Raw genomic sequence first — 12,364 nt, 5'->3', positions numbered from 1 at the left:
CCAAGCCGTCTCCAGCAGCCGTAGACGGCGGTGCTGGACGGTCGCGGGTATGACGAGCACTGTTCCCGATGTGAGCACACCAGCAGGGATCATCAGGCTGGGCAGCGCTTTCTGCGACGCGAAGGCGTTGCTGACGGCGGTCGAGCTGGACCTGTTCAGCACGCTGTGCGCGGTGCCAGCGCCCATCGACGAGATCCGCGACCGCCTCGGACTGCACGGCAGGGGTCTGTCCGACTTCCTGCAACTGCTGGTAGCGCTGGGGCTGCTGGAGAAGAGCGGCGACCGCTACCGCAACGCGGCCGGCGCCGACCAGTACCTGGTGCGCGGCAAGCCGTCCTACGTAGGCGGCTTCCTCCAGCAGGCCAACAGAAACCTCTACCGGGCGTGGGACCGGCTTCCCGACGCGCTGCGCACCGGGAAGCCACAGGCTGTGGGCGACTTTTCCGACGTGGTCGGCAACCCCGAACGGCTCGGCCACTTCATCGGCATGATGGACGCGCTCACCCAGGTGCTCGGCCCCGAACTGGTCGGGGCCCTCGACTGGAACGGCCAGTCCTCGGTCCTGGACGTGGGCGGGTGCCGCGGCAACATGGCCGCCCACATCGTCAAGGCGCACCCCCATCTCGAAGGGCACGTGTTCGACCTGCCGCAGATGGAGCCGTTCTTCACCGAGCACATGGAAAACTCGGGCCTCACCGGGTCCGTGCTCTTCCACGGCGGCGACTTCTTCCGCGACCCGCTGCCCCAGGCGGACGTCGTCGTGCTCGGCCACGTCCTGCACGACTGGGACCGCGAACAGCGGGCCTTCCTGCGGCGCAAGGCATTCGACGCGGTAGGCCCCGGCGGCGCGCTGGTGGTCTACGACCGGATGCTCGACGACGAGCCGACGCACGTGGAAAACCTCGTGATCAGCCTCGACATGCTGCTGGTCACCGACGGCGGCGCGGAGTACCCGGTGAGCGAGATCCGCGACCATGCCACCGTGCTCGGGGCGTCGTCGGTGCGGGTTCAGCCCCTCGGCGACTACGACACGCTGGTGGAATGCCGGAAGACTGTGTCGTGAGCACGCCGGCGGAGGAAGTTTTCAAACTCGTCGGCGGCATGTCGACGGCGGCGATCATCACCACGGCCGCGAAGCTGCGCCTGGCCGACGCCGTCGGGGAAGAACCCGCTGACGCGCGGGACCTGGCGGAAACGCTGGGTCTCGACGCGGACGTGCTGACCCGCCTACTGCGCGCCCTCGTCGCGTTCGGCGTCTTCAGGCAGGTGCGACCCGGTGTCTACGAGCACACCGAGCGGTCGCGCGCTATGCGGTCCGACGCCAAGGAACGCCTGCTCGACCGGTTGCTGACCGGTACGGACTTCTCCTGGCGGTCCTGGGGAATGCTGCCCGACGCGGTGCGGACCGGACGGTGCCCGTTCCCGGACGGGTTCGGCACGGACTTCTTCGCCTACCTCGACCGGCACCCGGACGCGCAGTCGCGGATGTTCCGCGGTATCACCGCCTCGTTCGATCCGCTGCTGCCCCTCATCGCCGATGCGCTCGACATCGCGGGAGCCCGTTCCCTCGCCGACGTCGGCGGCGGCAAGGGAACGCTCCTGCGACTGCTGCTGGAACGCGAGCCGCACCTGCGCGGCGTGCTGTTCGAGAGCGAGTCGACGCTGCGCCTGGCCGACGAACAGTTGCGCTCAGGCCCGCTCGCGTCGCGCTGCGATCTGGTGGCGGGTGATTTCTTCCAGCAGATCACCTGCGACGTCGACGTATATCTGTTCAAGCTCACGCTGCACATGTACGACGACGAGGACTGCGAGCGCATTCTGCGCAACTGCGCCGCTGCCGCACAGCCCGGTGCCCGCATCGTCATCGCGGACCCACTGCTGACCGACCCGCCGCGCAGTCCGTTCGCTCCCACTATGGATCTGCACATGCTGCTGCTGATGGGCGGGCGCGAACGGACGGCCGAGGGCTATCAGGCTCTGGTCGCACGGTCCGGCCTGCGCATGAAGGCCGTCACGCCGCTTCCACGGTCCACGTCGCTGGAACTTGCGATCGTGGAAGCGGTCGTGTGACCCTCACAGTAGGGCGAGCACCTCGCGCAGCGCACTGATTACCTTGTCCTGCAATCCTTCCGACAGCGACGCGTACATCGGCAGCGAGAAGATCTCCCGGGCGAGGCGCTCGGTGACCGGCAGCGAGCCCTGCCGGTAACCGAGGTGGGCGAACCCGCTCATCGTGTGCACGGGCCACCGGTAGCTGACATTGAGCTCGATGTCGTAGGCCTTCAGCCGGTCGAGGATCAGATCGCGGCTCGGGTGCCGCACGACGTACAGGTAGTACGAGTGGACGTTGCCCTCGGAGACCCCCGGCAACACCAGTCCGGTGCCGGCCAGGCCTTCGGCGTAACGCCGCGCGACCCGCCTGCGGGCCTTGAGGTAGTCGTCGAGCCTGCGCAGCTTGCGCCGGAGGATCTCGGCGTGCACCTCGTCCAGCCGCGAGTTGTACCCCGGCGTCGACTCGACGTAGTACCGGTCCTTCATGCCGTAATAGCGCAGCCTGCGCAGCTTCGCCTCGACCTCCGCGTCCGAAGTGATCACGGCTCCGCCGTCGCCATACGCACCGAGCACTTTGGTCGGGTAGAACGAAAACGCCCCGGACGCGCCCATCGAGCCGGCGATCCGCCCGTGGTGCAGCGCGCCGTGGGCCTGTGCGCAGTCCTCCAGCACCACCAGCCCGTGCTCGTTCGCGACTGCCTGCAACGGTGCCATGTCCACGCACTGCCCGTACAGATGCACAGGCAAGAGGCATTTCGTGTTCGGCGTGATCACCTCCGCCACCTGCCCGGTGTCCATCAGGAAGTCGTCCTCGCGCACATCCGCGAACACCGGCGTGGCTCCGACCTGGTCGATCGCTACCACGGTGGGAGCCGCCGTGTTGGACACGGTCACGACCTCGTCGCCAGGGCCGATCCCCAACGCTCGCAACGCCAGCACGAGCGCGTTCGTCCCGTTGTCGACGCTCACGCACGCCCGCACCCCGTGCCGTTCGGCGTACTCCCGCTCAAAATTCCGCACACTCTCACCGAGCACGAGGGTCCCGGAGCGGAACACGGTGTCGACTGCGTCGAGCACGTCTTCCCTCTCTGCCTCGTACTCGGCCAGGTAATCCCACACCCTCGTGACCATCACGCCCCTTCCGCCGGACGAACCCGTGCCGAGCGAGCATCGACCCCCGCTCTTGCGGCGGACACCTCGCCCGCTGGAGCACGGCTGGAAGGCGAGTCGTCAGCGGCTCGGCCGTTTCAGCTGCTGGCCGCCGTAGAGCGCGACAAAGCGGCCCCGGCGCCACCTCGGCCGGAGGATCAGCTGGGGCTGTTTCGGCGAAGACCTGCCCGACGAGGACAACCGCGTCACCCTCGACCCGGTACTGGCCGATTCCTCCGGCAGCCCCGCGCTCCGGATCGACGACCCCGTCAGCGAGAACTCCCGCCGCCTGCTCGATTTCCACATCGCCCGCGCCGGCGAATCCCTCCGCGACGTCGCGACCGGATTCCGGCTGGCATCTTCTGGACACCTTGCGACCGTTGCTGATGTGGTCGTTGCGATTCCTCGACTTCGCCGAGGACATCGTCCCGGCGTTCACCGGATACCAGCGGTTAATGGTCCGCGGCTCCAGGTCACAACACCGAACACCTGCCGGCCAACGTGACTCGCCCGGCAGCCGTGGCTGGCTCACTCCCGCAGTCGAGGGCTGGCTGACCACGCTACGCCAGCGCGAGGCAGCACTACCTGGCTGGGAGACGCAGCCCAGCGGATGGCGCGCGGGCTTGAAGATCCATCATCACGCCGCGGCTCGAAGGTTCGCGCGGACCGGACAGCTGAACGGACCCGCGGCCGTCAACGATGAAACCGTGGTTCCGCTGTTCTCCGGACCGCGGCAGCGGGCGGAAGCATCGCCGGAGCGGTCCGGTACCGATTCGATCGCGGCGCTCCGCGCCACCGACCAACGGCGGTTGTCGCGCCCCGGCCAGCGCTATAGGAATAGCCCATCCATTGGCGAAATACCCAAAAGGGGCAACCGTATGAGACGACTCCGCTACGCGGTGGTGATCCCGGCGTTCGCCGGCACCTTGCTGGCCGGGTTCACGCCCGCCTTCGCGGGCCAGGAGGCTGCCGCGGGCAAGCAGCCGCTGAACTCGACCGCTATTCCGGCGCAGTACGCGAACCAGAAGCTGGACTGGCACACGTGCGCGGTCCCCTCCGAACTGCCCACTGCCCCGCCCGAGGGCGCCAAGGACATGGAGTGCGCGACCTACAAGACGCCGCGCAACTGGTACCAGCCGAACGCCCAGATCGACCTGACCATCGCGGTCAGCCGGCTGAAGGCGACCAAGAACGCGACAGCCAGCGTCGTCACCAACCCGGGCGGCCCGGGAGCTCCCGGGCGCAACTTCCCGGCGCGGCTGCGCAACCAGCCCAAACTGCGAGAGCACCAGGAGATCGTCGGGTTCGACCCGCGGGGCACGGGCAAGAGCACCAACATCACCTGCGGCGGCGCCATCGGCACCGGCTCGGACCTCGACCCGCGCGACCGCAGCAAGCAGAACCTGAACCTGATCCTCCAGGCGACGAAGTACGCGGCGCTGTCCTGCCAGCAGAAGTCCGGCGAACTGGGCCCGCTGATCACCACCGACCAGACGGTCAAGGACATCGACCTGCTGCGCGTGCTGCTCGGCCGCGACAAGATCAACTGGGTCGGCTATTCGGCGGGCACCTGGATGGGCGCACACTACGCCCAGGCCTTCCCGGCCCGCACCGGCCGGTTCGTCCTCGACTCCTCGACGGAGTTCACCACGACCTGGCAGAAGTCGTTCGACGCACAGCCGCTCGGCTTCGAGCGCCGCTGGCGGCAGGACTTCCTGCCGTGGATGGCGAAATACGACAAGCTCTACCACTTCGGCACCACCGGCGAGGCGGCCCGCCAGACCTACGAGCAGATCCGGTACGCCCTGACCCAGGGCCCGGTCACCCTGCCCGACGGCTCGCACGTGTCGGCCAACGGTCTCGACTCGTTCATCGCGGCGCAGATCTACTCGAAGCGCGCCTTTCCGGGGCTGGCCGACTACCTGGTCAACGTCCGCGCGCTGACTCAAGGCACGACTTCGGCCCAGGCCAAGGCGTCGGCCGCGCAGCGGGTCAAGGCCGCCGACAAGAGCACCACGACGCCCGGCCCGCAGCCGCTGATGGTGCCGTCCGACGGTGACGCCTACGACGCGTCGTTCTGGACGATCCCGTGCAACGAGGGCCCGTGGACCGGCTCAACCCAGAGCGCAGTCAAGCAGTCGCAGAAACTGATCGACCGGCAACTGCCTTTGCTCGGCGCCGGCTGGTTCATTCAGCCGTGCCTGTTCTGGAAGAACACCCCGGCCCCGCTCCCGGTGCTGAACGGCAAGGGCGTTCCGCCGGTGCTGATCGTCGAGTCGGAGCACGACCCGGCGACGCCGATCGAGGGCGCGCGCCGCGCGCACGAAGCGTTCGCCAACTCGCGGATGCTGACGATCACCGGAGAGGGCGACCACGGCATCTACGCCGGCGGCAACGCGGATGTGGACAAGGTCGTGGAGGCCTACCTGGTCGACGGCGTCGTGCCGAACGACCAGAACCTTCCCGGCATGCCACTGCCGGTACCCCCGGGAGCCTGACGCCACAAGAGGTCGCGGGGTCCAGCACTGGACCCCGCGACCTGGTGCGTGGACCACGTGGGGCCGAGCCGGTCAGCGCACTGTTCGAGGCGCGGTCGGCATCGGTGGTGTTCGGCCTGCGGCTGACGGCCGGGCCGCGTCCTGCGTCGCCGCGCAAGCCAGGTTGGCGGAGCGAGGGTTTGCGTGCGCCCGGCCGCTCACGCCCGCAGCCGGCGTCGGGGCGCTGGCCGTGCCAACCGAGGAGTACCGGCCCAGCGGCGAGCTGCTGCACGGCGATTCGCCGGAGGTCGCCGTGTTTGGCCGGCGGCCGGATTCCTTGACGAACGGAACCGGAGCGCTGTGCCCGCCTACGTTCTCGACACAGCCGAGCAGGCCCGCGAGCGGATGCAGGCCGCCGACCTGCCGTGCGTACCGGGCCACGCCGACTTCGAACCGCTGGCACGACAGCCACGTGTGACTGGGACAGCCACAGGCGGCACTCGCGGGAGCGGCGTGTTCGCCAAACCCGGGCGGCCGTACTGCCGCCGGTCGAAAGCTTCGAAGCGTTCTTGGTGGCTTATCAGAACCTTCGAGGGCACCGGTTCACCGCCGAGGAGCACGCAACCAGCAGACCAGCCGCCAACCCGACGTGCCGCGGGTTCCGCCCGGTGCGGATGGCCGGGGCACACTTCGAGACTGGTGAGGTCGAGTCGTCCAATTTCGCCAGTTCTCGCAGCTCGTAGCGGTGAGCGATCGCCAGGGGTGTGGCGGCTCCAGGCCTCGCCCAGCCTCGGCGGCGGTTACTGCCGGAATCGCGTTGCGCACCAGTTCCAGCGCCGTGTACCCGCCCGTTGTGAAGACGACGTCCGCCGCCCGGTGGAGCAGGTGAGCGTCTGTTCGAAACCCGAGGAACTCAATCCCTTCGACCTGGTCCTCCACGGCTATTCGCTGCTTCGCCGCCGGCTTGGCACTCGCGGTCCGATTCGCCACCCTGCGCTGACCGGCGACGCGACACCGTGTCGCATCCGGCCGCGCATCTTGCGAGCCTCGTCGGACCCGTCCGGCCCGGGAAGCTGCGAACATCCGACCATGCCTGAAACGAATTTCGACGTGCGGCTTCGCGCACTGGGACTTGCCCTGCCCACGATCGAGCCGAAAGGAAGTTATGTTCCCGGCAGAATTTCCGGAAATCTCCTCCACGTGTCCGGGCAGGGTCCTTTCGGCGACGACGGGACGGTGGCGCCCGGAGTGGTCGGGCACGACGTCACCGTCGAGCGAGCCACCAGCCTGGCGCGCCTGACCGGCGTCCGGCTGCTTGGCGAAGTGAAGAATGTCTGCGGATCCCTGAACGAAGTATCCGCGGTGGTCCGGCTTTTCGGCACCATCCGGTCGGCCCCGGAATTCGAAGACCACGTCGAGGTGATGAATGGGTGTTCGGAGCTGATGCTCGAAGTATTCGGCGAGAAAGTCGGCGCGCATGCACGCATGGTCGTCGGCGTGTCCTCTCTTCCCTTCGGAATGCCCATCGAGATCTCGGCGATCTTCCGTCTTCGAGAACACGACTGAGACAACACTCAACCGCGCTGAAGTTCCTGGCGGATCAGCTCAGCGAACCGGTCGACGTCGGACTCGGTCGTATCCCATGCAGTCATCCAGCGCACTTCGCCGTGGGCACGATCCCAGTCGGAAAAGGGAACCTGCTCGCGGATGCGATCGGCCGCGGCGACCGGCAGAGTAGCGAAAATGGCATTTGCGGCGGTTTCCTGGGTTAAAGCCAGTTTCGCCATACTCCCGTCGGTGATCCCGGTTTCGAGGGCGGTACGAAGCCGCGCGGCCATCGCGTTCGCGTGCGCCGCAGCTCGCAGGCCCAGGCCATCGTCGAACAAGGCGAGCAGCTGAACCGAGGCGAACCGCATCTTGCTGGCCAGCTGAGTTGTCAGCTTGCGCAGGTACCCGACGCCGGCGACGCGCTCCGGAGCCAGCACGATCACTGCTTCGACACCAAGGAGACCGTTCTTCGTGCCGCCGAGGCTGACGACGTCCACCCCGGCGTCGCTGGTGAACTCGGCGAACGGGACGCCAAGCGCGGCGGCCGCATTCCACAACCGGGAGCCGTCCATGTGCAGCGCCATCCCGTGGTTGTGCGCGAAACCGGCGATCGCCCGAATTTCGCCGGGCTGGTAGAGCGTGCCCAGTTCCGTGGTCTGCGAGATGGTCACGGCCAAGGGCTGTGCCCGGTGCTCATTGCCCCATCCCCAAGCCTCGCGGGCGATCAGCTCCGGCGTCAGCTTGCCGCCGGGCGCCGGCACCGTCAGCAGCTTGATCCCGGTCATCCGCTCCGGTGCGCCCGCCTCGTCGGTGTGGACGTGCGCGGTCGATGCGGCCACGACCGCCCCCCAGCGGGGCAGCACACTGGTGAGTGCCACCACGTTCGCGCCCGTGCCGTTGAAGACGGGAAACACCTCTGCCTGAGGCCCGAACTGCAACCGGATCACTTCCTGCAGCCGTGCGGTGTAGACGTCCCGCCCGTACGCGACCTGGTGCCCGCCGTTGGCGGCGGAAATCGCAGTCAGCACCTCCGGGAGGATCCCTGCGTGGTTGTCGCTGCCGAAACCGCGGCGATTCCGGTCGTGCAGGGCGGAGATCGTCATCCGGGGCACCTCTCATGACGTGGTTTCCGGCCGGTCCGTGAGCAACCGGACGAGTTTGAGGCTCACATGCAGGTCGAGGAGGTTCGTGCCTCGTTTGACACTGATCTGGCCGATGCGTTCGATGCGAGCCAGGCGGTGATACAGCGAGCTGCGGTGCAGGCAGAGCTGCTCGGCGCTGACGGTGGCGTCGCCGCCGTTGTCGAGGTAGGCCTCGAGGGTTTCGAGAAGCTGGTCGCCGTCGGCATCCGCGACGAGCCGGGCGATCGCCGGATGCAGGGTGTCGCTGTCGATCCTGCCCAGCGGCAGTTCCGAGAGGATCCGGTAGACGCCGAGCTTCTCCCAGGACACGACCCGGTCGAGCCGAAGCCGCCGCCCGACCTCGATGACCGACTGCGCCCGCCGGTAGGAGGTGCGCAGCTCGGCGATGGCGCCGACCTGGCTGCCCACCCCCACGCACACCCCGAGCGGCTGCCCGGTGCGGCCGAGCGCCCGCCAGTACTCGGCCCGCATCCGGGTGGCGATATCCGCCGTCGGCAGGATCCGGTCGACGGCGACGACTAGGAGGGCGTGGCTCTGGCGTACCAGGTAGAGGCTGTGGCGCAATGGCACCAGCCGCCGGGCCTGGGCCAGCGCGATCTCGGCGGCGGCTGCCCGGTCGGACGCCCCGGCCGGCCCGGCGATGTCCAGGATGAGCGCGACGACGGGGCGGTCGAGGTCGAACAGCGACTCCTCGGCGAGCAACCGCATGGCCTCCTGCCGGACCTCGGGATCGGCGTCCAGGACATCGCGCAGCAGCTCCCGCTCCCGGGCGCGCTCGAGGTTGTCGAACAACGTCTGCCGGTGCATGATCACCGCGGCTTGGCGGCCAGCCTCCTCGGCGGATTCCAGTTCCGCGGCGGTCATCGACTCCTCCGCGTCGATGATCCACAGATAGCCGAGGTGCAGCCCTTGGGAGCGGATCGGGACACAGACGCGGCTCAGGATCCCGCGATCCGGATTCGTCGGCACCCGGACGTAACCGGTGGCCCGGTCCACGCCGAACTCCAAACCCCATTCGACGGCTTCCGGGTTGCCTTTGCGGTGCAGGATCGAAGCCAGGCGCTGCTCGTCGACGGCTCCGTAATGCGGGCTGTAGGTCTGCAGGCGGTTGTGGGCGTCGTCGATGGCCACCGAACGGTTCAACCGCTCTGCGAGTTGCTCGGTCAGCCGCTGCAGGTCAGTCACCCAGCCCATCCTAGGACTGCGCTCGCCGGAATCCGCGGAACTTCCTCACTGTCGCACCGAGTGTGCATCCAGGACGGCCTGTTCGGTGAGGAATTCGTGGCGGCCGAACCGGTTGAGGCGGTAGGGCTGCGGGTCCACCCACTCGCTGCCTCCGGTCAGGACGAGGTCAGCGACCACGCGGCCCAGCCCCGGACCGTGCGCAACCCCGGCTTCGTTGTCGCCGGCGAGCAGGTACAGCCCCGGCGTCTCCGGGACCGGCCCGGCCAGGAACCGCCGGTCCGGAGTCAGGCACGGCACGCCTTGCAACCACCAGTCGATCGCCACGTCGTGCCCGGGGATCAGGTTCGGCAACGCCGCCCCGGTGCCGGTGGCGAGCCGCTCGACGAGGTCCTCCCGCCTCGGCTGCGACACCCCCTCGATCGAGCCGCCGATCTCGGTGAGCGGGGCGTACCCGTCTGCGCTGCCCCAGGTCAGCCCACCGCGGTGCTCGCGCAGCCAGAGGCCGGCCAGCTCGGGCACCATCACCGTAGGCAGGTCCGAGGGCACGCCGGACGGCCGCGAGATCGCCCGCGTCGCCACCAGCCGTGCCAGCGGGGCCTGGTAGCTCACCTCGGTGAGGAGAGCGTTGGACCAGGCGCCACAGGCAAGCACGACTGAACTCGCTCGAATGTCACCGAAGTCGGTACGGACTCCCACCACGCCGGAATCCGTGGTCAGCAGCCCGTTGCACCGGGTGTAGGAGCGCAGCTCGCCGCCCCGGCCGACGACCCGTTTGACCAGCGCTGCGGTCGCCCTGCCCGCGCTGAGCTGGACGCCCTCGGCGTGCAGCACCCCGCCGGCCACCTCTCCCGCGGCGAAGACGCCGCCGGTCGCCTGGTGCACCTCGGCGGCGCTCAAGGCACGGGTACCGGACGGCGCAAGCGGATGGGCCAGCACGCTCGCCACCTTCGTCCGATATCCGTCCTCGGTGAGCGCGAGGAACAGGTTGCCGTTCGAGCGCAGCTCGACCCGCGTCGCGCTGGCCGCGAGAGCCCGGTAGAACTCGATGCCGTACTGCTCCAGAGCCAGATCGGTGGCATCGAACGTGGCGTTGTAGGCGGCCGCCCACAAACCCACGAAACCGCCTCCGGCCCGGGAAGTGGCCGTGGCCGGCAGCTCGCTCTCGACCAGGATCACCCGCTCGGCTCCGCGTTCCAGAAGGTGGTCGGCGACGCAAGCTCCGAAGATGCCGGCACCGACCACGACGACATCGGTGTCGGTATCGGTTCGTGTGGACATGGCGCTCCTCTGCTTGCCGGAATCGGGGGTACCAGGCGGGTCCGCGGCCGCGCCTCAGCCGGTCACGGATCCGGAACTGGCCTTGTTCGGCGGACGCAATCTGCTGTAGTGGGAGAGATCGACGACGTTCCCGGTGCGGGGCAGCCTCAGCTGCACCGGCTCGCGATCGTGGTCGATCCCTTCCGCTGCGGCCTCGACGATCGCGGCCACCAGGTCGCCGATCACCGGTGCGTTCTTGAACTGGTTTCCGCTGGTGCCGATCGCGACGAAGAAGCCGTCCAGTGAGGTCTTGTCGTAGATCGGAATCCAGTCGTCGGACACGTCATACACGCCGGCGATGCCTCGCGGGGCACCGGGAACGGCCAGGCTCGGGATCCGCCGGGCCGCTCGCAGCACCTGGGTCTCGAAGGCGAGCTTCGTCGGGTTCGGGTCGTAAGTGTCGGGATCTTCGAGCCACACCAAGGGATCGCACGCCGGTTCCATGCTGCCGATCAGCAGGCCGCCAGAGGGCGTGGGGCGGAAATACGTGCCGAGGTCGAAGTCCGCCACGACCGCACCCCCGTCCCCTGCGGCAAACCGGGCGGGGGCACGCACCTCGTGCACCTCTTGGCGCAGCGGTCGGGTGGTGACCGCGAAATCGCCGAGTACGTCGGCCATCCGGTTCAGCTGCCCGGAATGCGGCCCGGCGGCGTTCACGACGACCGGAGCCGGCAGCAGTGTCCCGTCGTCGAGCCGGACCCCGCGGACCCGCTCGGCAGTACGCTCGATCGCCGCCACCCTGGTGCGGAACCGGAAGGCGGCTCCCCGCGCCTCGGCCGCGGTCATCAGGTTGTGCGTGGCGAGCTGCGGATCATCGACGAAACCCTCGTCGGGCACCCAGTAACCTGACAGCTCGCCATCGGGATCAGCCCAGAATCCCGGATCGGCCAGCGCTTTCGGCGGATAGTGGCGGGCCGGTTCCAGCAGCGGCAGCCGGGTGCGGATCGTCTCGGCGTCCCATCGCTCATAGGGCACCCCGGCCGCGTCGAACAACTCGAAAACCCGCTGCGGGGCGTGGTCCGGCGCATCCAGTACCAGGCTGCCGGTGACGACCATGCGGGCCATCCCGGCCGGGTCCGCGACACCGAGGTGGTCCTCCCACCGCATCCAGGCGGCCCGGGCTTCCCAGGCCGTGGCCACTCCTTCCCAGGTCGAGTAGTTGAACCGGACGACCGCGGAGGAAGCGCTGGTCGACCCGGATGCCGGTCCCGCTCCGCGGTCCACGACGCAGACGTCTCTCCCGCGGGCGGCGAGACTCGCCGCCACCGAGCAGCCGACCACTCCGGCGCCGACGACCACGACGTCCGCGTACTGCGCACCAGCTCGATCCCCCATGTGCCTCTCCTCATCAGTATCGGTAATTCGAAAAAGACTGCACAAAAAGGCATTTTCCGAATATCGAAGCCCGATTTCCGCGGGCTCCGCTCGATCAATTCGACCGTACTGTGTTCCCGCGTCGAACACATGCGCCGATCTGTCGCACGATCCCCCGGC

Annotated in this window: 9 protein-coding genes; 4 read left to right on the top strand and 5 right to left on the bottom strand. The window is 68.5% G+C overall.

The window, feature by feature from the left end; translation table 11 throughout:
* Window positions 1-70 precede the first annotated feature (70 nt).
* Together BM362_RS25750 and BM362_RS25745 are read left to right on the top strand one after the other, a co-directional pair.
* Window positions 71-1,063, top strand: coding sequence for a methyltransferase (locus BM362_RS25750; RefSeq protein ID WP_244287284.1), 993 nt, complete (start codon window positions 71-73; stop codon window positions 1,061-1,063).
* Window positions 1,060-2,070, top strand: coding sequence for a methyltransferase (locus BM362_RS25745; RefSeq protein ID WP_167545435.1), 1,011 nt, complete (start codon window positions 1,060-1,062; stop codon window positions 2,068-2,070). The genes BM362_RS25750 and BM362_RS25745 overlap by 4 nt, the downstream gene beginning before the upstream one ends.
* A gap of 3 nt (window positions 2,071-2,073) precedes the next feature.
* Here BM362_RS25745 and BM362_RS25740 read toward each other — a convergent pair whose 3' ends face one another.
* The gene (locus BM362_RS25740) at window positions 2,074-3,183 is read right to left on the bottom strand and encodes a DegT/DnrJ/EryC1/StrS family aminotransferase (RefSeq protein WP_093574875.1); all 1,110 of its coding nucleotides are present in this window, start codon (window positions 3,181-3,183) and stop codon (window positions 2,074-2,076) included.
* Window positions 3,184-4,079: 896 nt separating this feature from the next.
* On the opposite strand from BM362_RS25740, the gene BM362_RS25730 reads away from it, so the two are divergent.
* On the top strand, window positions 4,080-5,699 hold the full coding sequence (locus BM362_RS25730) for an alpha/beta hydrolase (RefSeq protein ID WP_093574873.1): 1,620 nt from the start codon (window positions 4,080-4,082) through the stop codon (window positions 5,697-5,699).
* Between the two features lie 855 nt (window positions 5,700-6,554).
* Complete coding sequence (locus BM362_RS25725) at window positions 6,555-7,244, top strand: RidA family protein (RefSeq protein ID WP_093574872.1); 690 nt, start codon at window positions 6,555-6,557, stop codon at window positions 7,242-7,244.
* 8 nt (window positions 7,245-7,252) lie between these two features.
* On the opposite strand, the gene BM362_RS25720 is transcribed toward BM362_RS25725, so the two are convergent.
* From BM362_RS25720 to BM362_RS25705, 4 genes are read right to left on the bottom strand one after another with little or no spacing between them, the layout of a single operon-like run.
* Window positions 7,253-8,329: a threonine aldolase family protein gene (locus tag BM362_RS25720; protein WP_093574871.1), complete on the bottom strand. Its 1,077-nt coding sequence runs from the start codon at window positions 8,327-8,329 to the stop codon at window positions 7,253-7,255.
* 12 nt (window positions 8,330-8,341) lie between these two features.
* Entirely contained in the window at window positions 8,342-9,553 is a 1,212-nt protein-coding gene (locus BM362_RS25715) for a PucR family transcriptional regulator (RefSeq protein ID WP_161269830.1), read from the bottom strand.
* A gap of 45 nt (window positions 9,554-9,598) precedes the next feature.
* Window positions 9,599-10,831 (bottom strand): NAD(P)/FAD-dependent oxidoreductase, encoded by a 1,233-nt coding sequence (locus tag BM362_RS25710; protein ID WP_067585237.1) that lies wholly within the window; start codon window positions 10,829-10,831, stop codon window positions 9,599-9,601.
* Between the two features lie 54 nt (window positions 10,832-10,885).
* Window positions 10,886-12,205 carry an NAD(P)/FAD-dependent oxidoreductase gene (locus BM362_RS25705; protein ID WP_093574870.1) on the bottom strand — a complete coding sequence of 440 codons (1,320 nt, stop codon included), beginning with the start codon at window positions 12,203-12,205 and terminating at the stop codon, window positions 10,886-10,888.
* Window positions 12,206-12,364 lie beyond the last annotated feature (159 nt).

Origin of the sequence: Amycolatopsis rubida (assembly GCF_900115345.1) — a bacterium.
Classification (GTDB): Bacteria; Actinomycetota; Actinomycetes; order Mycobacteriales; family Pseudonocardiaceae; genus Amycolatopsis; species Amycolatopsis rubida.
Note: the sequence above shows the minus strand (reverse complement) of the source record. Positions and strands in the feature narration are given on the sequence as shown.

Bases quoted from the DNA above. Each gene is read 5' to 3' on its own strand.
- BM362_RS25740 (WP_093574875.1), bottom strand. From the start codon at position 3,183: ATGGTCACGAGGGTGTGGGATTACCTGGCCGAGTACGAGGCAGAGAGG.
- BM362_RS25730 (WP_093574873.1), top strand. From the start codon at position 4,080: ATGAGACGACTCCGCTACGCGGTGGTGATCCCGGCGTTCGCCGGCACC.
- BM362_RS25720 (WP_093574871.1), bottom strand. From the start codon at position 8,329: ATGACGATCTCCGCCCTGCACGACCGGAATCGCCGCGGTTTCGGCAGC.
- BM362_RS25710 (WP_067585237.1), bottom strand. From the start codon at position 10,831: ATGTCCACACGAACCGATACCGACACCGATGTCGTCGTGGTCGGTGCC.
- BM362_RS25705 (WP_093574870.1), bottom strand. From the start codon at position 12,205: ATGGGGGATCGAGCTGGTGCGCAGTACGCGGACGTCGTGGTCGTCGGC.